This window comes from Pseudonocardia parietis, assembly GCF_017876315.1.
GTDB lineage: Bacteria > Actinomycetota > Actinomycetes > Mycobacteriales > Pseudonocardiaceae > Pseudonocardia > Pseudonocardia parietis.
Genome location: NZ_JAGINU010000001.1, coordinates 6,945,773 through 6,967,681, shown reverse-complemented (window position 1 = coordinate 6,967,681; position 21,909 = coordinate 6,945,773). Strand labels below are relative to the sequence as shown.

The window sequence follows — 21,909 nt, the reverse complement described above, 5'->3', positions numbered from 1 at the left end:
GGGTTAGCGTTCTCCCATGCCGGTTTTCCTGCGCCATCCGCACCTGCACGACGACACCCTGGTCCTGGTCGCTCAGGACGACGTGTGGACCGTGCCGGTCGTCGGCGGACGGGCGTACCGGCTGACCGCCGACGAGGTGCCGGTGTCCGCGCCGCGGATCTCCCCGGACGGCTCGTCCGTCGCGTGGGCCTCGCGGCGCGACGGTGCGTGGGAGGTCTACCGCACCGGTGTCGAGGGTGGCGGGGTGCAGCGGCTGACCTGGTGGGGCGACCCGTCGACGCGGGCCGCCGGCTGGACCCCGGACGGCGCGGTCGTCGCGCTGTCCGCCCACGACGACCCGACCTCCCGGACCTGGGCGCACGCCGTCCCGGCCACCGGCGGGACACCGCGGCGGCTCCCGTACGGCTCGCTGACCGCGCTCGCCCACCAGCCGGACGGCCCCGCGGTGCTCACCCAGGTCGAGGGCGCCCGCGACGCGGCGCACTGGAAGCGCTACCGCGGCGGGCGGGCCGGCAGGCTCTGGCTGGACGCCGACGGCTCCGGTGAGTTCACCCGGGTGCTGTCCGACCTCGACGGCCAGCTCGAGTGCCCGATGATCGTCGACACCGCGGACGGGCCCCGGCTGGCGTTCGTCTCCGACCACGAGGGCTGGGGCAACGTCTACTCCGTCCCCCTCGGGACCGCCACGGCCGATGGCCTGCGGCGCCACACCGACCACGGTGCCGGTGGCGAGGCGCCCGACTTCTACGCCCGGCACGCCACCACCGACGGCCGCCGCGTCGTCTACGAGTGCGCCGGCGAGATCTTCCTGCTCGACGACCTCGGCGCGGCGTCGCGACCCCGTCGGATCGAGATCCGGCTCGGCGGCCCGCGCTCGGCCCGTGACCCGTTCCGCGCCGCGATCCCCGGCGACCTCGGGCCGGTGCGGCCGGACCGGACCGGCCGGGCGAGCATCGTCGGGGTGCGCGGCACCGTGCACCGGCTGACCCACCGCGACGGCCCGGCCCGCGCCCTGCTCGCCGAACCGGGCGTACGCGCCCGGCTGGCGCACCCCCTGGACGACCACCGCGCGGTGTGGGTGGACGACGCCGAGGGCGAGGACGCGGTGTGTGTCGCGCCGCTGGACGCGCACGCGCCCGAGGCCGCCGAACGGGTGCGGTACGCGGCCGGGCAACTCGGCCGGGTGCTGGAGCTCGTCCCGGCCCCGGACGGCACGGCCGTCGCGCTCACCACGCACGACGGGCGGCTGCTGGTGCTGCACACCGGATCGGCCCCGGAGCAGCCGGGCAACGCCTCGGACGACGACCCCGACGACGGGGTGGTCGACGACGCCCCCGACGACGCGGCGCCGGATGCCGGGGAGCTGCGCGAGCTGGCCCGCGGCGGGGCGGGCGAGCCGTTCGACCTCGCCTGGTCGCCCGACTCGGCCTGGCTCGCCTGGTGCGACCCCACCGAGGCCGGCCTGTCCCGGGTGCTGCTGACCCGGGTCGCCGACGGCGAGCACGTCGAGGTCACCCCGGCCCGCTTCCACGACAGCGACCCGGTGTTCACCGCGGACGGCAGGCACCTGGCGTTCCTGTCCCGCCGGGTGTTCGACCCGGCCTACGACCAGCACTCCTTCGACCTGACCTTCGGTACCGGGTGGAAGCCGTTCCTGGTGCCGCTGGCCGCGCGGACGCCGTCGCCGTTCGGGGAGAGCCCGAAGGGACGCCCGGTCGACTCCGCGGATGAGGGCCCCGAGGACCCGCCCGCGGCTCCGCCGGAACCCGCGCCCGACGACGACGGGGACGGTGCCACGACGTCCGCTGACCCCGCGCCCGCCGGCGCCGCGCCCGCGTCCGGGTCGAAGCCGGGGCGGGGCGGGAAGGCGGAGGACGGCGACCCGCCGGAGGTCGTGGTCGACGCCGACGGGATCGCCGACCGCGTCGTCGGGATCCCGGTCGAGGCCGCCCGCTACCACGGCCTCACCCCGGTCTCCGGCGGGCTCGTCTGGCTCCGGCTGCCCGGCGGCGGTGTGCTCGGGGACAGCCTCGCCGGCGAGGACGCCGAGCGGGAACGCGCCGTACTGGAACGCTTCGACCTCGCGCGGCGCTCGGTCACCGTGATCGCCGACCCGGCGTCCGGGTTCGCGGTGAGCGGCGACGGCACCCGGATCGTCGTGCGGGACCACGGCAAGGTCCGGCTGCTGCGCGCCGACCGCAGCAGCTCGTCGGCCCCGGACGGGGACGGCGGCGGTGACGAGTTCGAGATCGACACCCGCAGGCTGGTCGTCACGATCGACCCGTCCACCGAGTGGCGGCAGATGTTCGACGAGACCGCCCGCCTGATGCGCGACCACTTCTGGGTCGAGGACATGGCCGGGGTCGACTGGGCCGCCGAGACGGCCCGCTATCGCCCGCTGGTGGACCGGGTGGGCAGCCACGACGACCTGCTCGACCTGCTGTGGGAGCTGCACGGCGAGCTCGGGACCTCGCACGCCTACGTGATCGGCACCCGGCCCGCGGGCGACGGGACCGGCCGCCCCGGCCTGCTCGGCGCCGACCTGGAACCGGTGGCCGGTGGGCCCGGGTGGCGGATCACCAGGGTGCTGCCGCCGGAGACATCCGCCCCGGCCGCGCGCAGCCCGCTGTCGGCGCCGGGCGTCGACGTCCGGGCCGGGGACGTGCTGCTGGAGGTGGGCGGCGCCCCGGTCGACCCGCACTGGGGCGCGGCGCCGCTGCTGGTGTCTGCGGCCGGGCGCACCGTGGAGCTGACCGTGCGCTCCGGCCCGGACCGCGAGGACGCCGGCACCGTCCGCCGGGTCGCGGTCCGGCCGCTGCACTCCGATACCGAGCTGCGCTACCAGGACCGGGTGGCCCGGCTGCGCTCCGAGGTCGCCGAGCGCTCCGGCGGCCGGCTCGGCTACCTGCACGTGCCGGACATGATGGGGTACGGCTGGGCGCAGCTGCACCGCGACCTGGCCCGCGAGACCGCCAAGGACGGCCTGGTGCTCGACGTCCGCGGCAACCGCGGCGGGCACACCTCGCAGCTGGTGGTGGAGAAGCTGGCCCGCACCGTGATCGGCTGGGACCTGCCCCGCCACCGGGCGCCGTCGACGTATCCGGAGCAGGCTCCCCGCGGGCCGGTCGTCGCGCTGGCCGACGAGCGGTCCGGCTCGGACGGCGACATCGTCACCGCGGCGATCAAGCGGCTCGGCATCGGGCCGGTGGTCGGCGTCCGGACCTGGGGCGGGGTGATCGGCATCGACGGCCGGTACGGCCTCGTCGACGGCACCCGGATCACCCAGCCCCGCTACGCCACCTGGTTCGACGATCTCGGCTGGGGCATGGAGAACCACGGCGTCGCCCCGGACGTCGAGGTCGTGGTGACCCCGCAGGACCGGGCCGCGGGCCGGGACCCGCAGCTGGACCGGGCGATCGAGCTCGCCCTCGCGCGCCTCGCCGAGCACCCGCCCGCCCGGCCGCCGGACGTCGCGACCCGCCCGTCGATGGCGCGCCCGGCCCTGCCCGCCCGACCGGGTGGGGGAGATCGTCGCCACACACCGTGAGAGGGTGACCTGGTGCGGACATGCAGGATCCTCGGCGCCCTGGTGATCGTCGGGGCGCTCGTCGCCGGCTGCGGTACCGGGCCGAACCGGGCAGACTCGGCCGCGATCGTCGGCGGGAGCTCGATCCCGCTCGCCGAGGCCCAGCCCGCGATCACCTCGGTGCTCACCCGCCCCGGCCTCGTCGACGGGCTGGAGACCCAGGGCGGCTCGGAGGCCGACATCGGCCGCGCCGTGGTCTCCCAGCTCGTCATCCGGGACCTGCTCGGCCGCGCCGTCGCCGAGCGGGGCATCACGGTCACCGAGCAGCAGGTGACCGCGCAGATCGACCGGGCGGGGGGCGAGCAGGCGGTCACCGAGGGCTCTCTCGCGATCGGCGGCCCGCGGGCCTCGGTCCGGGACGACCTGGAGCTCGTCGCGCTGGCCCGCTCCGAGATCGACCGGCTGTCGGTCACCGCCGACGTCGCCGTCGCGCAGACCCGCGAGGAGGCCGTCGGACTGGCCCACGAGGTCGCCGCCGGGGGCGAGCGCGCCGAGACCGCGCTCGCCGGTGCCGCCACCACCCAGCGGAACCTGGCGATCCGCCCGGCCGAGACCCCGCAGGCCGCGCTGACCCCGCTGATCGGTCTCCCGGCCGGCCGGGTCGCCGCGTTCCAGCTCGGTACCGGTCAGGGCTGGGTCGTCGTCCGGGTGACCGACCGCAACCTGGACGGCCCGCCGCCTGCACCGGAGGCGAGCGCCGCGGACCGGCTCGACCAGCAGACCCTCGCCGAGGCCGGGGTCCGGCTGCTGACCCCGACCGCCCTGCGTGACGGCGTCGAGCTGAACCCGCGCTACGGCGTCTGGGACCCGGTCCGGATGATCGCCGTGCCCGCGGCGGAGGAGACCTCGCTGGTGCTGCCGGCCGGCACCACCCCGACCCCGCCCGCGAGCTGATGGCCGCCACGGTCGTCGTCTGCCCGCGCCGCGGTGCCGCGCTCCCGGCCGCCGCGCTGCCCGCCCTGCGTGCGGCGACCGAGGTGCTCGGCGTGCCGGGGCTCGACGCCGGGGCCGCGGCGGGCGCCGGGGACTGGGACGGCACGGACCCCGCATCGCTGCCCGAGGGCACCGTGCTGCTCGTCCCGGCCGGGCACCCGGCCGCCGGAGAGGCCGGCGAGGCCGGCGAGACCGGAAAGATCACAGTGCCACCGCCGACCGGCCACGCCGTGCTCGACGCGGTCGCCGTGATGGACGAGCTCCGCTCACCGGGCGGCTGCCCGTGGGACGCCGAGCAGACCCACGAGTCGCTGCTGCGCTACCTCGTCGAGGAGTGCTACGAGCTCTACCAGTCGATCGAGGACGGCGACCGCACCGAGCTGCGCGAGGAGCTCGGCGACGTCCTGCTCCAGGTGCTGTTCCACGCCCGTGTCGCCGCCGAGCACCCCGGCACGCCGTTCGCGATCGACGAGGTCGCGACCGGGCTGGTCGACAAGCTGGTCGGGCGGCACCCGCACGTCTTCGCCGAGGGGGAGCGGGTCGCCACCGCCGCCGACCAGGACCGCCGGTGGGACGAGCTGAAGCGCTCGGAGAAGCAGCGCGAGTCCAGCGTGGACGGGGTCGCGACCGCCCAGCCTGCCGTCGCGCTGGCCGCCAAGCTGGCGTCGCGGACGGCGAAGGCCCGGCTGCCCGCCGACCTGCTGCCCGACGGCGAGGACCCGGGGGAGCGGCTGTTCCGGCTGGCCGCGCTCACCCAGCTCGGCGGGGGCGACCCGGAGGCCGCGCTGCGCTCGGTCGCCCGCGCGTTCGAGGCCCGGGTCCGCTCCGCGGAGAAGGCCGCCGCGGCGGAGGGGAAGGACCCGCACGCCCTGACCGGCCCCGACTGGCGCCGGTACTGGCAGTCGCCCTGACCTCGCCCTGACCTCGCCCTGACCTCCCGCTGCGGCCACCACGCGCACGGCTACGGCTCGGTAGCGTGGAGGAAATGCGCATCCGGTCGCTGTTCGCGATCCTCGGCACCGTCGTGGTCCTCGCCCTGCTCGCCGTCCTCGTGATGGTGGGCACGGACCGGCGGCCGTCGTCGCCGCGCACCCCGGTGGACCCGGACAGCCCGCCCCCGGCCGTCGCCGCGCTGCCGGCCGGCACCGACGCCGCCGGCTGGGCCCGCGCGACCGCCCGCGACACCGGCATCCCGGAGCGCACCCTCGCGGCCTACGCCTCCGCCGAGGTACGCCAGCGCGAACGCACCCCGCAGTGCGGGCTGAGCTGGTCGACCCTGGCCGGGATCGGCAGCATCGAGTCCCGGCACGCGCGGATCGGGGGCGCCCGCCCGGGAAGCGACGGCCGGGCCGACCCGCCGATCGTCGGCATCGCGCTGGACGGCGACAACGGCACCCGCCGGGTCACCGACACCGACGGCGGCCGGCTCGACGGCGATCCGGTGCTCGACCGGGCGGTCGGTCCGATGCAGTTCCTGCCCGAGACCTGGGCCCGCCACGGCGCCGACGGGAACGACGACGGCGTCGCCGACCCCCAGCAGGTCGACGACGCCGCACTCGCCGCGGCCGGGTACCTGTGCTCGAGCGGGCGCGACGTCGCCGAGGGCGACGACTGGTGGGACGGCGTGCTCGCCTACAACGCCTCGGACAGCTACGCCCGCGACGTCTGGTCCGCCGCCGCCGGCTACGCCAGCAGCGTGCGACCCCAGTAGTCGTCGCCGTCGCGCAGACCGGCCGGGACCGCGAAGACGGCCGACCCGGTGTGCTGCAGGTACTCCATCATCCGGTCGGAGCGGGCCAGCTCGCGCTGCACCGGCACGAACTGGCGCTGCGGGTCCCGGACGAACGCGACGAAGAACAGCCCGGCGTCGAGGTGACCGCGGCCGTCGGAACCGTCGACGAAGTTGTAGCCCCGGCGCAGCATCCGGGCCCCGCCGTTGTGCTGGGCCGAGGCCAGCCGGATGTGCGCGTCGTCCGCGATCACCGGCCCGGCCGGCCCGGTCGCGGCGAGGTCGGCGATGTCGAACTCGGCGGTGCCGGTGAGCGGCGCCCCCTCGCCCTTGTCCCGGCCGACGATCCGCTGCTGCTCGTCCAGCGACGTCCGGTCCCAGGTCTCGATGTGCATCCGGATCCGCCGGGCGACCAGGTAGGAGCCGCCCCGCAACCAGTCCGGGCCCTCGTCGCCGACCCACACGTGGTCGTCGAGCAGCGCCGGCTCCTCGGCCTTGAGGTTGTTGGTGCCGTCCTTGAAACCGAACAGGTTGCGCGGGGTGTCCTGGCCGGTCGAGGTCGACGACGTCCGCCCGAACCCGAGCTGTGACCAGCGGACCTCGGTGACGCCGAAGCCCGCCCGCACCAGGTTCCGGACCGCGTGCACTGCGACCTGCGGATCGTTCGCGCACGCCTGGACACACAGGTCCCCACCGGAGCGTGCCGGGTCGAGCCGGTCGCCCTGGAACCCCGGCAGCTCGGCCAGCGGCGCCGGGCGACGGTCGGTGATGCCGAGCCGGTCGAACAGGGTGGCCCCCACCCCGAACGTCAGCGTCAGCGCGGCCGCGGGCAATCCGAGCGCCTCCCCGGTGTCGGCCGGGGCGTCGTGGACGTCGGCCGGGATCGCGCCGCGGTCGGCGGTCTCCCGGCCGGCCGTCATCCGCTCCGCGGCGACCGTCCAGCGTCGCAGCAGGTCGTCGACGGCGGCGCGGTCGGTGGTGGTCAGGTCGAGCGCGACGAAGTGCAACCGGTCCTGGGCCGGGGTGGTGATCCCGGCCTGGTGTGCGCCCCGGAACCCGACGACGTCGTCGGGCGCTCCCGTCGAGAACCCGTAGCCCGCGGCGGCGCCCGCCCCGGCCAGCACCGCACCGGCGCCGGCCAGGCCGAGCAGCCCCCGGCGGGTCACCTGGAGCGGGCTCACGCGGTCACGGTCCCCGCGACCCTGCTGACGGGCTCGGCGAGGGCGTCGATCGCCGCGGTCATCCTCCTGATGTCGTCCGGGGTCAGCTCGGTGTAGAGCCGGTAGCCGTCACCGACGCGGTAGCCCTGCAGCAGCGTGTCCACCGCCTGGAACCGCTCGTCGAGCAGCAGGCCCAGGGCCGGGTCCTCGGCGTCGATCACCGGACGCAGCGCGGCCACCGCGGCCTGCGAGCCCTCCACGTTGGCCTGGAAGTCCCAGAGGTCGGTGTGCGAGTAGCGGTCCTCCTCCCCGGTGATCTTGCCGGTGGCGACCTCGTCGAGCAGCTCCTTGGCGCCGTTCGCCAGCTGCACCGGGGTGAGCTCGACGGTCGCCGTGCGGTTCGCCAGGTCGTTGATGTCGGTCATCAGCCGGTCGGCGATCATCGGCGAGTCGGGCTGCAGTCCGGTCACCCAGAGGTCCTTCTCCAGCCGGTGGTACCCGGTGAACGGCACGCCGGGATCGCGCTCGTCGTCCTCCCGGCCGTCGATCTTCGGGTCGATGTCGCCGAACGACTCCGCGACCGGCTCGATCCGCTCCCAGTAGGTGCGTGCCACCGGGAACAGGGTCTTGGCCGTGGCCACGTCACCGGCCTTGACCGCGTCGACGAACTCCTGCGTCTTCGGCACGAGTGCTCCGACCTGCGAGGCGACGTAGCGCGAGTAGCCGGTGGTGGCCTCGGCGAGCCGGGCGTCGCCGTCGGTGGAGCGGGCGACCGAGCCGGTGACCGTGAAGGGCGCCCGGATGCCGTCGCCGGACATGCCGGGCTTGCAGGCGGTGGAGTAGGTCCCGCCGTCGGGAACCTCGACGATCAGGTCGCGGGACAGGCCGGGACCGATGTTCTCGACCTCGCCCATGATCCGGTCGCCGGTCCCGTACAGGTAGAACTCGGTGACCTTCGAGCCCGCGTTGGTGATCCGGAAGGTGATCGTCCCGGCGGGTGCCTGCGCGGCGGAGACCTCGCAGGCGGTGTCGGTCCCGGTCACGGTGATCGGCCCGTCGCCGCCCGCGGCGCCGGGTGCGGTGGAGGTGCAGCCGGTCAGGGCGGCCGCGGCGAGGGCGAGGACAGCGAGGCCTGCGGCCGTGCGCGCGTGGGGGGACATGGTTCTCCTGCGGGGCGAGAGGGCGCCGGGGCCCGGGACGGTCACGAGGTGCTCGGTGCCGGGCGGGTGCGGCGGCGGGTCGGAGGCAGGAACAGGGCCAGGACCACCACGACGTAGACCGACCAGACGACGGCCTCCAGCACGGTCGTCCGCGGGGAGAAGTTGAGCGTCCCCTTCAGCAGCGTGCCGTACCAGGAGTCGGGTGGGACGGCCGCGCTCACGTCGAACGCCAGGGTGGACAGGCCCGGCAGGACCCCGGCCTCCTGCAGGTCGTGCACGCCGTAGGCGAGGATCCCGGCGGCGACGAGGACCAGCAGGAAGCCGGTGACGGTGAAGAACCGCCCGAGATCGATCCGCAGCGCGCCGCGGTAGATCAGGTACGCGAGGACGACCGCGACGGCGATCCCGGTGAGGAAGCCGGCCAGCGGACCCGCCGTCTCGCCCGCGGCCTGCGCGGCGGCGACGAAGAAGACCGCGGTCTCGAGGCCCTCCCGGCCGACGGCCAGTGCGGCCATCACGACGACCGCCCACGAGCCCATCGCGACCGCCTCGTCGAGCCTGCCCTCGAGCTCGGCCGACAGCGTGCGGCCGTGCGAGCGCATCCAGAAGATCATCCAGGTGACGAAGCCGACCGCGACGATCGACAGGGAGCCGCCGAGTGCCTCCTGCGCCTCGAACGTCAGCGCCTGCCGGGTGAGGGTCAGCCCGAGCGTGACGCCGACGCTGACCGCGACGGCGATCCCGACGCCGAGCCAGACCTTCGGCAGTTCCGGTCGCCGCCCGGTCCGGACCAGGAAGGCGACGAGGATCGCCACGACGAGGGAGGCCTCGAGTCCTTCGCGCAGGCCGATGAGGGCGTTTCCGAGCATGACGGGGGCGTCCCTCCGACCTCGTGCCGGTACGGCAGACGCGAGGTGAGGGTGCGCTGCCCAGGGCGAAGGCTAGCCTCGGCACAGGGGTCCCGGAAGGGGTGCGTCGGCTTCCTCCCCGAAGGTCCCGCAGCGCCCTCGGAGTCCGCTTCGCCCCAGGTCAGGGCGTTCGTGCCGCTGTTCTCGGCAGTGTCGTCAGGGGGTGTCGTCGTCGGCGAGCGCGATCCGGGCCCGCACCTCGCCGAGCGCCTCCTGGTACTCCGGCCGGGGGTCCATCGCCGAGGCGATCTTCAGCTGGGTCTCGGCCTCGGCGAGCAGACCCAGGCGCTGCAGTGCCTTGCCGAGTGCGAAGCGCGCGTAGTGGTCCGCGGGATCGATCTCGATGACTCGGCCGAACGCCGACTCGGCCTTGCGCAGCTGCGCGGAGTCCAGGTACGCGCGACCGGCGAGCAGGTGCACCGAGGCGTCCGGGGAACCGCCGGTGCTCCCGGCGTCGAGGACGGCGCGCAGGGCGTCCAGTGCCTCGAGCGGGCGGCGCCGGGAGAGCAGCTCCTCGGCACGCCGGAACGCGGCGATCGGGTCCGTGGAGTGCGCGTGTCGACTGCTCATGGTCATCCCCACGTTAGGTGCGATTCGTGCCCGACGCGAGGTCCGTTCCAGCTCCGACGGAGACGGGGGTCGCAGCGCCGCCCGCGGGCCGCCGGTCGATGACTACGCTGCCCCCGAACGAGCCCCCCATGAGAACAGGAGTCACGGTGGCGGTCATCGAGCAGGTCGGGGCACGCGAGATCCTCGATTCGCGGGGTAACCCGACGGTGGAGGTCGAGGTCGCACTGGACGACGGCACGCTGGCCCGTGCCGCGGTCCCGTCGGGCGCATCGACCGGTGAGCACGAGGCCGTCGAGCTGCGCGACGGCGACAAGAACCGGTACGGCGGCAAGGGCGTGGAGAAGGCCGTCGCGGCGGTCCTCGACGAGATCGGCCCCGAGCTGGTCGGCGTCGAGGCGGTCGACCAGCGGCTGGTCGACCAGCGGCTGGTGGATCTGGACGGCACCCCGGACAAGTCGAAGTTCGGCGCGAACGCGCTGCTGGGCGTCTCGCTCGCGGTGGCGAAGGCCGGCGCGGAGTCGTCCGGGCTGGAGCTGTTCCGCTACGTCGGGGGTTCCAACGCGCACGTGCTGCCGGTGCCGATGATGAACATCCTCAACGGAGGAGCGCACGCCGACACCTCCGTCGACGTGCAGGAGTTCATGATCGCGCCGATCGGTGCGGAGACGTTCCGCGAGGCGCTGCGCTGGGGGACCGAGGTCTACCACGCGCTGAAGGCCGAGCTGAAGGACAAGGGCCTCTCGACCGGTCTCGGCGACGAGGGCGGGTTCGCCCCGGACGTCAAGGGCGGCACCCGTGGGGCGCTGGACCTCATCGCCGCGGCGGTGCAGCGGGCCGGATACACCCTCGGCACCGACGTCGTGCTGGCGCTCGACGTCGCGGCGACCGAGTTCCACGAGGGCGGCAAGTACGCCTTCGAGGGCAAGAAGCTGTCCGCGGACAAGCTCGCCGAGGTGTGGAAGGAGCTCACCGAGGCCTACCCGCTGGTGTCCATCGAGGACCCGCTGGACGAGAACGACTGGGACGGCTGGGTGTCGCTGACCGAGTCCATCGGCGACAAGGTGCAGCTGGTCGGCGACGACCTGTTCGTCACCAACCCGGAACGCCTGGAGGACGGCATCGCCCGCGGCGCCGCGAACGCGCTGCTGGTCAAGGTCAACCAGATCGGGACGCTGTCCGAGACCCTCGACGCGGTGACGATGGCGCACAACTCGGGCTACCGCTGCATGATGAGCCACCGTTCGGGGGAGACCGAGGACGTCACCATCGCGGACCTCGCCGTCGCCACCGGCTGCGGCCAGATCAAGACCGGTGCCCCGGCGCGGTCCGAACGGGTGGCGAAGTACAACCAGCTGCTGCGCATCGAGGAGCTGCTCGGTGACGCCGCCCGCTACAACGGCGAGCTGGCGTTCCCGCGGTACCAGGTGCCGGGTCAGGCCTGAGCGGAGCTTGCGGAGCGAGTATCCGTGCTGACTGTGGCGGATCGGGTGCCGTGACGGGTCCGCCCGGCGCGGCACCCGGCCCGACGCCCGATCGGGCGGCATCCTGGGGGTGACGCACACGCAGCGGTATCCGATCCCGGGCGACACCGGGGCCGGGACCGCCCGACCGGACGAGGAGGACGCATGGGCGATACGCGCGGTCGTAGCCGTGACGCGCGGGCGCGTTCCTCCGGAACCGGGCGGACCCGCGCGGCGGCCAAGCCGCGGGCGGCGCCGTCCCGCTCGGCCGAGCGCTCCCGCGACGCGCCGGCTCGGTCCCGGCCGTCCGGCCCGGCGCCGGCGCGGCCCCGGCTGACCCGGGCCCGCTCACGGGCCGGGGAGGTCGTCGCGCGGACGACCGGGCTGCTCGGCCTGTCGTCGACCAAGCGGGCCGCGATCCTCGCGCTCGTGGTCTGCGCGCTGGCGCTGACCGTCGCCGTCCCGCTGCACAACTTCGTCGGCCAGCGCCAGGAGCTCGCCGCCGTCTCCGAGCAGCAGCAGGCACTCGAGGCCGACGTCGCCCGGCTGGCGGCCGACCGGGCCCGGCTCGCCGACCCGGCCGAGGTCGAGGCGCAGGCCCGGACCCGGCTCGGCATGGTGACGCCGGGCGAGACCCCCTACGTCGTGCAGTTCCCGGCCCCGCCCGCCCCGGTGGTGGAGGACGGCCAGGCCGAGCCCGGGGTGCCGTGGTTCCGCACCCTGTGGGACGACGTCTCGGGCGAACCGCGACGATGAGCGGGTGAGCGCTCCGCAGGACCACCGGCCCCCTGGCCTGGAGACCGGCCCCGTCTCCCAGGACGACCTCGACGCCGTCGCCTGTCAGCTCGGGCGAGCCCCGCGCGGGATCCTGGCGGTCGCGTACCGCTGCCCGTCCGGGCATCCGACCGTCGTGCAGACCGCACCGCGGCTGCCGGACGGCACCCCGTTCCCGACGCTGTACTACCTCACCTGTCCCCGGCTGTCGTCGCGGCTCGGGACCCTGGAGGCCGCGGGCCGGATGAAGGAGATGCAGGACCGGCTCGAACTCGATCCCGATCTCGCCCGGCGTTACCGGGCCGCGCACGAGGCCTACCTCGCCGAGCGGGATGCGATCGAGCCGCTGCCCACGCACCCGGACGTCACGGCCGGGGGTATGCCGGACCGCGTGAAGTGCCTGCACGTGCACGTCGCGCACGCCCTCGCCGTGGGGGCCGGGGTGAACCCGTTCGGCGACGAGGCCCTCGCCGAGATCGGCGCGTGGTGGGGGGCGGGGGAGTGCGGCGCAGCGACCCCGGACCCGGCGACCCCGGACCCGGCTACGCCTGCGGGGTGACCCGCTCCAGCACGGTCCCGATCGCGTCCGACCCGGGCCTCGTCCCGGCGGTCCGCAGCGGGCCGGCCGCATCCAGTCGCGTCGCCAGGAACACGTCGGCGACCTCGGCCGGGGCGTGGCGCACCACCAGCGAGCCCTGCAGCGCGAGCGCGGCCAGCTCGGCGAGCCTGCGCGCCCGGCGCTCCTGCGGCGCGGCCAGCTCGGTGCGCAGCGCGGTGGTGACCGCGTCGAGCCGCGGGTCGGCACCGGCGGCGAGGTCGATCTCGGCCAGCAGCGCGTCCACGGCGTGCGGTTCGCGGGCGATCGCGCGTAGGGCGTCGAGCGCGGTGACGTTGCCCGAGCCCTCCCAGATCGAGTTCAGCGGCGCCTCCCGGTAGAGGCGCGGAAGGTCGGACTCCTCGACATAGCCGTTGCCGCCGAGGCATTCCAGGGCCTCCGCAACGACGGCCGAGGTCCGCTTGCACACCAGGTACTTGGCGACCGGCAGGGCGAGGCGCAGCAGCGCCGTCTCCCCGCGGTCGACCGCACCGGCGAGTCGCAGCGCGAGGACGGTCGCGGCCTCGGTCTCGGCGGCCAGGTCCGCGACGACCTCGCGCATCAGGGGCGCGTCGGCGAGCCGGACGCCGAATGCCGAGCGGTGCGCCACGTGGTGGGCGGCCTCGACGACCGCGGCCCGCTGGGTGCCTGCTGCCCCGAGGACGCAGTCGAGCCGGGTCATCGACACCATCTCGATGATCGTCCGGACGCCGCGGCCCTCCTCACCGACCCGCCACCCGACCGCACCGTCGTACTCGATCTCCGACGACGCGTTCGACCGGTTGCCGAGCTTGTCCTTGAGCCGCTGCAGCCGGATAGCGTTGCGGGTGCCGTCCGGCAGGACCCGGGGCAGGACCAGGCAGGTCAGCCCGCCGGGCGCCTGGGCCAGGGTGAGGAACAGGTCGTTCATCGGCGCCGAGGTGAACCACTTGTGCCCGGTCAGCCGGTAGCTGCCGTCCGGCCGGGGGTGGGCGACGGTGGTGCCGGCCCGGACGTCGGAGCCGCCCTGCTTCTCGGTCATCGACATCCCGGCGAGCAGGCCCGCCTTCGCGGAGGGGTCGGCGAGGCCGGGGACGTAGGAACGTGCGGTCAGGCCGGGCTCGTAGGCCGCGGCGAGCTCCGGGGCGTGGCGCAGTGCCGGGACCGCCGCGTAGGTCATCGAGATCGGGCAGAGGTGTCCCTGCTCGATCTGCGAGCTCAGGTAGAACCCGGCGGCCCGGGTGACGTGCGCGCCGGTGCCGGGGGCCGCGGACCACGGCGCGGCCGCGAGCCCGTGCTCGATGCTGACCCGCATCAGCTCGTGCCAGGACGGGTGGAAGTCGACCTCGTCGATCCGGTGGCCGGTGCGGTCGTGGGTGCGCAGCTCCGGCGCGTGGATGTTGGCGGTGCGCGCGTGCTCGCGGTGCTCCGCGGTGCCCAGCACCCCGGCCAGACGTTCGAGGACCGCCCGGTCGCCGCCCTCACGATCGAGCGCCTCGACGACGGCGGGATCGGCGGAGAGCAGGTCGCCGTCGGCCCGGGGCGGGACCTGGTTGGTGACGTCGTGCGTGCCCAGGTCGGCCAGCGGGGCCGGGCGGGCTGACGCCGCCGGCCGGGTGTGCGTCGTTGTCACGTACCCGAGAGTAATTTGCCGGCCGGTCGGAGGCCACGACTTCCGCGTACGGTGACCGTCGTCTTCCCAGTCGCCCACAGCTCTAGGAGTGCCTATGTCGCGGGTGGCCGCCATCGACTGCGGGACCAACTCGATCCGGCTGCTCGTCGCCGACGTCACCGAGTCCTTCGACGGGCATCGCGACCTGCGTGATCTCCACCGGGAGATGCGGATCGTCCGGCTCGGCAAGGGCGTCGACGCGACCGGGCGGCTCGATCCGGAGGCGCTGGAGCGGACCCGGGCCGCGCTGGTGGACTACGCCGTCGCCGCGCGTCGTAAGGGCGCCGAGCGGGTGCGGATGGTGGCGACCTCGGCGACCCGCGACGCGGCCAACCGCGAGGACTTCTTCTCGATGGTGCGCGACACCCTCGGGGTCGAGGCGGAGATCATCACCGGGGACGAGGAGGCGCAGCTGTCGTTCGTCGGTGCGGTCGGTGACCTGGATCCGGACGACGGTCCGTTCGTCGTCACCGATGTCGGCGGGGGATCCACCGAGGTCGTCGTCGGGGAGCTGCGCGACGGCGTCGCCGAGGTGACGGCGGCACGGTCGGTGGACATGGGATCGGTGCGGCTGACCGAACGGTGCCTGCCGTCCGATCCGCCGTCTTCCGAGCAGATCGACCAGGCGCGCCGGGTCGCGTCCGAGGTGCTGGCGGAGGCCTTCGCGTCGGTTCCGGTGGAGGGTGCGAAGACCTGGGTCGGCGTCGCCGGGACGATCACGACACTGTCCGGGATCGCGCAGGAGCTCCCGGAGTACGACCCCGAGCGGGTACACCTGTCGAGGCTCTCGCGCGACGAGCTGCACCGGGTCGCGGACCTGCTGATCCGGTCCTCGCGCACCGAGCGGGAGAAGCACGGCGCGCTGCACCCGGGCCGGGTCGACGTGATCGGCGCCGGCTCGCTGGTGGTGCAGGCGCTGGCCGACGAGCTGCACGCGCGCGCCGGGATCGAGCGCATCGTCGTCTCCGAGCACGACATCCTGGACGGCATCGCGCGTTCGATCGCATGAGCGTCACGGAGGCGGTGGCGGCGCTCGACCGCGAGATCTCCGAGTGCCGGGCCTGCCCGCGGCTGGTCGAGTGGCGGGAGCAGGTCGCGATCGAGAAGCGGGCCGCGTTCCGTGACCAGACCTACTGGGGACGGCCGGTGCCCGGCTTCGGCCCGGCCGACGCGTCGATGCTGATCGTCGGGCTCGCACCCGCCGCGCACGGCGCCAACCGCACCGGGCGGATGTTCACCGGCGACCGCAGCGGCGACGTGCTGTACGCGGCGCTGCACGCCGTCGGCCTCGCGTCCCAGCCCACGGCGGTCCACCCGGGCGACGGCCTCGAGCTGTACGGCGTCCGGATCACCGCGCCGGTGCACTGCGCACCACCGGCGAACAAGCCGACTCCGGCCGAGCGCGACACCTGCCGCGGCTGGCTGGAACGCGAGCTCGACCTGCTCTCACCGACCGTGCGGTCGATCATGGTTCTGGGCGGGTTCGGCTGGCAGGCGCTGCTGCCGGTGCTGGCCGGTGCCGGCTGGTCGATTCCCCGGCCTGCACCGAAGTTCGGCCACGGGGCGTCGGTGACGTTGCAGCCCTCCGGCCCCGGGCGGGAGCCGCTGGAGCTGTTCGGCTGCTACCACGTGAGCCAGCAGAACACCTTCACCGGACGCCTCACTCCGGCGATGCTCGAGCAGGTCCTGGCCGACGCCGCCCGCGCCGGCGGGCTCTCGCCGACCGGGCCGTAGTCGGTCCCTCGTCGGGCGATCGGCAGGTCAGGGGGTTGTCCCGCGGTCGCTTTGCTCTGCTCACCGATACGCACCGGCCCCGGAGAACCAGGTGTCAGGACTCCACCGCGGTGGCCGGGGAGTCCGGAGCGGGCTCCTCGAGGCGGCGGCGCAGTTCCCGGGCCTCACGGCGCAGCGCCCGGGTCTCCTGGAACTTGGTGGTGACGTCCCGGAGGGTCGCCGCGATGCCGACCAGTCCGGCGTCGTCGTCGAGGATGGGGCTGATGCTGAACTCGACCGAGATCGTGCTCCCGTCCTGGCGGAGCGCGGGCACGGCGAGCAGATCGTCGTCGTGGTAGCGGCTCCGGCCGGTCTCCATCACGTGCTGCCACCCGGTCCAGTGCGCGTTCCGCAACCGCTCCGGGATGATCAGGTCCAGCGATCGGCCGGTCGCCTCCTCGGCGGAGAAGCCGAAGATCCGCTGGGCACCGGGATTCCAGTACGTGATGACGCCGCCCCGGTCCGCCGCGATGATCGCGTCGGGGCCGGAGAGGATCGACCTCGCGACCAGGTTCGTGTCCGTCGAGGGCAGCGTGGGGTCCATGGATTGAGTATACAGTCGACCGCGATTCTCGCCGGTGATCAGCGCCCGCGGAGCTCGACGCTCGAGCAGGTCCTCGCCGCCCGCGCCGGCGGCCTGTCACCGACCGGACCGTAGTCGACCCCACTTCGAGCGATCGGCAGGTCAGGGGGTCGTCTCCGGTCGCTTTGCTCTGCTCACCCCTACGCACCGGGCGCGCCCCGGCCCGGGTCGAGATCGGGTACCGGGGCGCTCAGCCGGTGACGAAGCGGTGCAGCCGCATCGCGTCCTGCAGGGCGGGCAGGTGCCCGACGGCCGAGAGCAGCGGCCGCAGCCAGAGGCGCGACTCGCGGATCGCGGCCTCGTCGTACACCGAGATGTCGTCGAGCTCGCGCAGCGTCGGGTGCCGGTGTGCGAACTGCGCAGGCTCCCATCCCGAGCGGAATCCGGTGCCGAGGGCGCGGAAGACCGGCGTCCACCCCGAGGCGGTCACGATCCAGTCGGCGACGGCGTCGAACGCGAGCACCGCGCGCGGTGTCCCACCCACGATCCGGTCGACGACGGTGTGCACGTCCTGCGGTGGCAGGTACATGAACAGGCCCTCGGCGACCGTCAACGTCGGCCGGGCGGGATCGACGGCGGTCCACCAGCCGTCGTCGGGGACCGAGCCGGAGACCTGCACGACCTGCTCCGGGAACTCGTAGAGCCGGCGACGGATCGCCATCACCTCGGGCAGGTCGACGTCCAGCCAGCGGCACGACGTCGGCACGCCGACCCGCAGCGGGCGGCTGTCGAGCCCGCAGCCCAGATGGAGGACCTGCCCGTCCGGCTCCGCCGCGAGGAAGTCCCGGATCCAGTCGTCGAGGATCGCCGCCCGGCACGCGACCAGGGCGCGGTCGCCGGTGAACTGCCAGAGGCCGTGGACGTCGTGCTCGATCCGGTCGTACACCTCCACCGCATACGGGTCGTCGAGTATCGGCCGGCTCGACCGCGCGTCCTGGCTACGCAGGTAGAGCGTCATCAGCAAGGTGGCCGCGGCCCCGCGCAGGATCACCTTCTCGGTGCCCGTCATCGTCGCCCTCCCGCGTGGATAGGCTGACGCGGCGCCCCCGTAGCCCAACGGCAGAGGCAGACCCCTTAAAAGGGTTACCGGTGTGGGTTCGAATCCCACCGGGGGCACCCCGCTCCGCTCCTCACGTTACCCCCGCTGACCAGCGCGTTCCCAGTCGTGGGCGGTGCTCGCGGCCGGGCACCGCACCGAGATCATCGGCGTCGCGCGACCCCCGGCCCGAAGCCCCCAAACCCCGGTCTGAATCCCGCCGAGATGCGCCTCAGGGTCGGTTTGAGATCGACAATTCGCCTTCAGCCGCATCTCGGCGAGGATCGTCCGTGTCTCACAGGGCCGACCCCGGCGGGGCGGAATCGTCGACCGGGGCCGAGATCGCGATGCCCGAGCGACCCGTCGATCGCATCCACCATGCTCGTAGGTGATCCGCACGGGCCTTCGCTCAGCCGCCGGACTCGCCGAGTGTCACATGAGGGTCGTGCCCCGAGCCCTCACGTGACACTCGGCGTGGGCTTGCGCCGAGGGCGGCCGCTCCCTGGGTGGGCACGTCGGCGTCGACGATCCGGAAGAGGTCCCGCTCGGGCTCGCATACGATGGCGACGCCATGATCACCGCCTCCCCGGCCGGCCGGTTCTGCTGGTTCGATCTCAAGACCCGCGACGTCCACGGGACGTCCGCGTTCCTCGCCGCCACGCTCGGCTGGGAGAGCGCGTTACCTGATCCACTCCGGGCGACCCACCTCCTGGTGCTCGACGGCGCCCGCATCGGCAGCCTGAGCGATCTCTCGGGACCTGCCTACCCGCCGGGTCTTCCCGACCATGTCGCGCTCTACCTCGGTGTCGACGACGTCGAGAAGCAGACCGACACCGTTCGGGCCCTCGGCGCGACGGTCGTGATCGAGCCGTTCGAGCTGCCCGGTGTCGGACGCACGGCCTTCATCGTCGATCCACTCGGCGCGGGTGTCGCGCTGTGGGAATCCCTCGGCTTCGCCGGATGGGACCCGGCCCGCGACGACTCCCGTCCTGCTCCGACCTCGCCGGCCCACGCATCGTCCGACCCGCACGCAGCGGCCGACTTCTATCGGCACCTGGGCCTGAACCCCGGCGCCGCCCGCTTCACGCGCGACGACGACCGGAACGAATGGCAGCTACGCGTCACCGGCATGCACGCGGCGGTCACGACGCCGGGCGGTGTCGTCCTGCACCCGGGCGGCGGTGGAGCGCGTGTGCGCACCGCGACCACGTAGGAGTTTCAGCGCCGCCCCCGCAGCGAGGTGCGCCGCACCGATGGCCAGCGGGATGCACGCGAGCGCGACGGTCGGAACCTCGGCCGTCTCGACCTCGGCCCTGCGCAGCTCCCGCGAGGCCCAGAGCGAGTACGGCACGACCACGGTCGGCGCGGTGAGGAGCCCCGGTGTGTAGCCGCCGGTGACGACCGCCGAACCGACATGCGGCACGGCGTGGGCACCGAAGCCGGCCAGGACCGCCTGGAAGAACGGGCTCCGCCCGTCGGTCCGGTCGCCGTCGTACGCGGCCGCGGCGACCAGGCAGCCCACGAACCCGATGGCGAGGGCCGTGTGAGCCTGGTCGGGCTCCATGCGGCGCCACAGGGTGGCCGGGGCGGAAGGGAAGCGCCGTTCCAGGCGCGGACGAGCCCGGGCCATCCACCGGGGCATCATCACGAGCTCCTCGGCGTCGTGAACCAGCCAGGCCGCGAACAGGCCCCAGGTCACCGTTCGAGGAATCCGTCGCCGTGGTGTCACGCTTCGCTCCTTGGTCGTCGTCGACGAGGACGACGGTAGGCGCGGGGCGGGGGCACGGCGTCCATCGTTGGTCGCATCTCGCCGATCACCTCGCGGCACGACCGATCGCGGTGACGTACCGGAATCCTGCTCGTCGCGTTCCGCGGAACGCGGATCGCTGCCCCCGGTACGCCCGTACGCGACGCCCGGCCTTCGTCCGCTCAGGCGGACCGCACCAGACGGAACCCCACGTCGTCGATCCGCAGACTCGGGTGGCTGCGCCGGCGGACCGAGGCGCGACAGCTCCAGTGCTCGTCGAACCAGCCACCACCGCGCAGGACCCGGTACGTCCCGTACACCGCAGGGTCATAGAGGTCCCAGCACCATTCCCACACGTTGCCGATGACGTCGTACAGGCCCCACGCGTTGGGTTCCTTGGTGGCGACCTCGTGGGGGTGCTCGCCGGAGTTCCCGCGGTACCAGGCGATCTCGTCCAACGGGCCGTAACGGGGCCCGCTCGTTCCCGCACGGCAGGCGTACTCCCATTCGGCTTCGGTGGGCAGCCGGTACCCGTCCGCGCAGCGTTCCCACGTCACGTCCTCGTCGAGGCGGGTGTACGCGGGTGTACGCCCCTCCCGGGTGGAGAGGTCGTTGCAGAAGCGGACCGCGTCCCACCAGGTGACCTCGGAGACGGGGAGGTCGCGGGCGTCCGGACCGTCGTGCGCGGCGGCGTAGTGGCCGGTGGTGACCGGTCGGTCGGCGATCACGAAGGCCGCGACGTCCTCGGTCCAGCTCTGCCGGCTACGGCGGTCCGAGAGGGTGACGCGGCCGGCCGGCAGCGGAACGAATCGCGGTCCGAGGAGGGCTGTCACATCCGTGAACGGTAGCGGCGACCGCCGCTCCCGCAGCCCGGCCAGATCCGACCGCCGCGCCGGATCTCGGTACGGGTCTTCCACGACGACGTAACCTCACCGGATGCACCCCCTCGCCGCGCGTCGTACGCGGGCCTATGCGCGTGACTGTGTGCGGTACCTCGCGATCACCGTCGCGACGGCGCCCCTGAGCGCGCTCGCGGAGAAGGCACACGAGCGCGGGCGGTCGCGCGAGTTCGCGTGGGTCGTCAGTGCCGTGCCGCCGCTGATCGCCACGGTGGTCGCGGCGCGCGGTGAGGCCCGGTCCGGGACGACGGCGGGCAAACGGCACCACGGCCTGCGTGTCGTCTCGGCCGAGGGGGCCGCCGTCGGAACGGGGCGGAGTCTGCTGCGCAACGTCGTGAAGATCGCCGTTCCGTGGCAGCTCGGTCATATGGTGGCCGTGGAGTCGGCATTCGGCGGGTTGGAGCGGCGGGACCCGCTCACCATCACGGCCGCGGTCGTGTCGTACACGTTGCCGGCGGTGATGATCGCGTTCGTGTTCGGCAGGCAGGGGCGTGCGCTCCACGACCGCATCGCGGGCACCACGGTGCGGCCGGCCGGTCGGCCCGCCGGTTCGGCGCCCTCGTCGTGAACCCGGCCCGCGGATCCTCAGCCGGCCCGTGCCCCCGGGTTACGGGTCATGGCCCAGGTCCGCGGTCCACCGTGCGGCAGGTCGAGCGCCGTGTCGACCCGGAAGCCGAGCCGCTCGTAGAGCCGCACATTGCCGGGTAGCGAGGTCTCGAGATACGCACGGTGGCCGGCGCGATCGGCCTCGGCGATGCCCGGCCGGATGACCGCGGCGCCCAGGCCCCGCCCCTGCTGCCCGGGACGCACGCCGACGGTCGCGAGGAACCACGCCGGCCCGTTCGGGCGGTGCGGCGCCAGCGCCGCCTCCGTGTCCGCCGAGACGTCCGCGCGGTCTCCGGCGATCTCGGCCAGGCGCGGGACGAGGCGGGCGAACACGTCCTCGATGCCGGTCGACCCGGGCGTCGTCCAGACCGCGACCGCGTCGAGAACACCGTCCGAACCGTCGATCACCCACACCCGGCCGTGCGGGATGCCGATCTCGGACAGGAACAGGGTCTGGTTCTCGGCGAGGCGCCGCTCGTGGTCATCGGCCGCGAGCACGTGCCGGGTGAACGGGTAGTCGCGAAAGGCCAGGCCGAGCGTGTCGGCAGCGGCGGCGATGTCCGATGTGGATGCGATACGGACGTGCGGTGTCATCCGCGGTGACGCTACCGAGATCCCACGCGGGTGACGACCGGATTCGCGCTCACAGCACGGCGAGGAGGGCGGCTCCGAGCAGTCCACCCACGACGGTGGCGAGCCGCACGATCAACACGGTGGGACTCGATGCCGCGTCGATCGG

21 protein-coding genes and 1 tRNA gene are annotated in these 21,909 nt (G+C 74.1%); 12 read left to right on the top strand and 10 right to left on the bottom strand.

Going from position 1 to position 21,909, the window contains the following annotated elements; all coding sequences use genetic code 11:
- Positions 1–16: 16 nt before the first annotated feature.
- The 4 genes from JOF36_RS32910 (at position 17) to JOF36_RS32895 (ending at position 6,230) form a co-directional block, all read left to right on the top strand.
- The gene (locus tag JOF36_RS32910; RefSeq protein ID WP_210034558.1) at positions 17–3,547 is read left to right on the top strand and encodes a S41 family peptidase; all 3,531 of its coding nucleotides are present in this window, start codon (positions 17–19) and stop codon (positions 3,545–3,547) included.
- Positions 3,548–3,559: 12 nt separating this feature from the next.
- Complete coding sequence (locus JOF36_RS32905) at positions 3,560–4,480, top strand: SurA N-terminal domain-containing protein (protein WP_210034556.1); 921 nt, start codon at positions 3,560–3,562, stop codon at positions 4,478–4,480.
- Positions 4,480–5,430, top strand: coding sequence for a nucleoside triphosphate pyrophosphohydrolase (locus JOF36_RS32900; RefSeq protein WP_210034554.1), 951 nt, complete (start codon positions 4,480–4,482; stop codon positions 5,428–5,430). Before JOF36_RS32905 ends, JOF36_RS32900 begins: the two co-directional genes overlap by 1 nt.
- A gap of 74 nt (positions 5,431–5,504) precedes the next feature.
- The gene (locus JOF36_RS32895; protein ID WP_210034553.1) at positions 5,505–6,230 is read left to right on the top strand and encodes a lytic transglycosylase domain-containing protein; all 726 of its coding nucleotides are present in this window, start codon (positions 5,505–5,507) and stop codon (positions 6,228–6,230) included.
- Here JOF36_RS32895 and efeB read toward each other — a convergent pair.
- From efeB to JOF36_RS32875, 4 genes are all read right to left on the bottom strand, one after another.
- A complete protein-coding gene (gene efeB, locus JOF36_RS32890; protein WP_210034552.1) occupies positions 6,203–7,429 on the bottom strand; it encodes an iron uptake transporter deferrochelatase/peroxidase subunit in 1,227 nt (408 codons plus the stop codon). The two genes, JOF36_RS32895 and efeB, sit on opposite strands and share 28 nt — an antisense overlap.
- Entirely contained in the window at positions 7,426–8,568 is a 1,143-nt protein-coding gene (efeO, locus tag JOF36_RS32885) for an iron uptake system protein EfeO (protein WP_210034551.1), read from the bottom strand. Before efeO ends, efeB begins: the two co-directional genes overlap by 4 nt.
- Before the next feature lie 41 nt (positions 8,569–8,609).
- Positions 8,610–9,437 carry an iron uptake transporter permease EfeU gene (gene efeU, locus JOF36_RS32880; RefSeq protein ID WP_210034545.1) on the bottom strand — a complete coding sequence of 276 codons (828 nt, stop codon included), beginning with the start codon at positions 9,435–9,437 and terminating at the stop codon, positions 8,610–8,612.
- Positions 9,438–9,632: 195 nt separating this feature from the next.
- Positions 9,633–10,052: a tetratricopeptide repeat protein gene (locus JOF36_RS32875; RefSeq protein ID WP_372447436.1), complete on the bottom strand. Its 420-nt coding sequence runs from the start codon at positions 10,050–10,052 to the stop codon at positions 9,633–9,635.
- A 140-nt stretch (positions 10,053–10,192) separates the two neighbouring features.
- Between JOF36_RS32875 and eno the strand changes: the two genes are divergently transcribed.
- The 3 genes from eno to JOF36_RS32860 all read left to right on the top strand — a co-directional run bounded on the left by eno (position 10,193) and on the right by JOF36_RS32860 (position 12,839).
- The gene (eno, locus tag JOF36_RS32870; protein WP_210034543.1) at positions 10,193–11,488 is read left to right on the top strand and encodes a phosphopyruvate hydratase; all 1,296 of its coding nucleotides are present in this window, start codon (positions 10,193–10,195) and stop codon (positions 11,486–11,488) included.
- Between the two features lie 183 nt (positions 11,489–11,671).
- Positions 11,672–12,262, top strand: a complete 591-nt coding sequence (locus tag JOF36_RS32865) for an FtsB family cell division protein (RefSeq protein WP_210034542.1) — start codon at positions 11,672–11,674, stop codon at positions 12,260–12,262.
- Positions 12,263–12,266: 4 nt separating this feature from the next.
- Positions 12,267–12,839: a DUF501 domain-containing protein gene (locus JOF36_RS32860; RefSeq protein WP_210034541.1), complete on the top strand. Its 573-nt coding sequence runs from the start codon at positions 12,267–12,269 to the stop codon at positions 12,837–12,839.
- Here the strand turns inward: JOF36_RS32860 and JOF36_RS32855 are convergent.
- The gene (locus JOF36_RS32855; protein ID WP_245353013.1) at positions 12,823–14,430 is read right to left on the bottom strand and encodes an acyl-CoA dehydrogenase family protein; all 1,608 of its coding nucleotides are present in this window, start codon (positions 14,428–14,430) and stop codon (positions 12,823–12,825) included. The genes JOF36_RS32860 and JOF36_RS32855 overlap by 17 nt on opposite strands.
- Before the next feature lie 151 nt (positions 14,431–14,581).
- On the opposite strand from JOF36_RS32855, the gene JOF36_RS32850 reads away from it, so the two are divergent.
- Both JOF36_RS32850 and JOF36_RS32845 read left to right on the top strand, forming a co-directional pair.
- On the top strand, positions 14,582–15,535 hold the full coding sequence (locus JOF36_RS32850; protein WP_210034538.1) for a Ppx/GppA phosphatase family protein: 954 nt from the start codon (positions 14,582–14,584) through the stop codon (positions 15,533–15,535).
- A complete protein-coding gene (locus tag JOF36_RS32845; RefSeq protein ID WP_210034537.1) occupies positions 15,532–16,260 on the top strand; it encodes a uracil-DNA glycosylase in 729 nt (242 codons plus the stop codon). Before JOF36_RS32850 ends, JOF36_RS32845 begins: the two co-directional genes overlap by 4 nt.
- Before the next feature lie 94 nt (positions 16,261–16,354).
- Here JOF36_RS32845 and JOF36_RS32840 read toward each other — a convergent pair whose 3' ends face one another.
- The gene (locus JOF36_RS32840) at positions 16,355–16,843 is read right to left on the bottom strand and encodes a PAS domain-containing protein (protein ID WP_210034536.1); all 489 of its coding nucleotides are present in this window, start codon (positions 16,841–16,843) and stop codon (positions 16,355–16,357) included.
- A gap of 229 nt (positions 16,844–17,072) precedes the next feature.
- Positions 17,073–17,891: a class I SAM-dependent methyltransferase gene (locus tag JOF36_RS32835; RefSeq protein ID WP_210034535.1), complete on the bottom strand. Its 819-nt coding sequence runs from the start codon at positions 17,889–17,891 to the stop codon at positions 17,073–17,075.
- Positions 17,892–17,924: 33 nt separating this feature from the next.
- Between JOF36_RS32835 and JOF36_RS32830 the strand changes: the two genes are divergently transcribed.
- Both JOF36_RS32830 and JOF36_RS32825 read left to right on the top strand, forming a co-directional pair.
- Positions 17,925–17,998 (top strand) — tRNA-Leu (locus JOF36_RS32830).
- 491 nt (positions 17,999–18,489) lie between these two features.
- A complete protein-coding gene (locus tag JOF36_RS32825; protein WP_210034534.1) occupies positions 18,490–19,131 on the top strand; it encodes a VOC family protein in 642 nt (213 codons plus the stop codon).
- Here the strand turns inward: JOF36_RS32825 and JOF36_RS32820 are convergent.
- Positions 19,033–19,647: an HXXEE domain-containing protein gene (locus JOF36_RS32820; protein WP_307862708.1), complete on the bottom strand. Its 615-nt coding sequence runs from the start codon at positions 19,645–19,647 to the stop codon at positions 19,033–19,035. The genes JOF36_RS32825 and JOF36_RS32820 overlap by 99 nt on opposite strands.
- 200 nt (positions 19,648–19,847) lie before the next feature.
- Entirely contained in the window at positions 19,848–20,498 is a 651-nt protein-coding gene (locus JOF36_RS32815; RefSeq protein WP_210034533.1) for a formylglycine-generating enzyme family protein, read from the bottom strand.
- 103 nt (positions 20,499–20,601) lie between these two features.
- Between JOF36_RS32815 and JOF36_RS32810 the strand changes: the two genes are divergently transcribed.
- Complete coding sequence (locus tag JOF36_RS32810; RefSeq protein ID WP_210034531.1) at positions 20,602–21,132, top strand: RDD family protein; 531 nt, start codon at positions 20,602–20,604, stop codon at positions 21,130–21,132.
- Positions 21,133–21,149: 17 nt separating this feature from the next.
- Here the strand turns inward: JOF36_RS32810 and JOF36_RS32805 are convergent, their stop codons facing one another.
- On the bottom strand, positions 21,150–21,764 hold the full coding sequence (locus JOF36_RS32805; protein WP_210034530.1) for a GNAT family N-acetyltransferase: 615 nt from the start codon (positions 21,762–21,764) through the stop codon (positions 21,150–21,152).
- Positions 21,765–21,909: the final 145 nt, after the last annotated feature.